Raw genomic sequence first — 317 nt, forward strand, 5'->3', positions numbered from 1 at the left:
GTATATAACGATGAAGATGGTGATGGAACACAAAATGGAACAGAAACCGGATTCACATCTCCAGTAACTGTATTTGCAGATTTAGATGGCGATGGTGTATTAGACGCAGGAGAGCCAACAGCAACTACAGCAGCAGATGGAACTTATACTATAGAAGGTGTACCAGCCGGAACAGTGGATATCCAAGTGGATGAATCAACTTTACCAACTGGAGCAACATTAACAGAAGGAACAGAACCAACGGAAGTAACCGTACCAGTAAGTGGAACAGTTGCAGCCGGAACAGATGGTTATACTACTACAGGAACGGTAACTGG

The 317-nt window shown here is 43.8% G+C and carries 1 protein-coding gene; it reads left to right on the top strand.

Annotated elements, in window-relative coordinates:
• Nucleotides 1-317, top strand: a 317-nt coding sequence (locus ACVCZW_RS00050) for a hypothetical protein (protein WP_452231283.1), incomplete at both ends; no start/stop codon positions are given.

It is taken from the genome of Lacinutrix sp. MEBiC02595, from assembly GCF_053601555.1.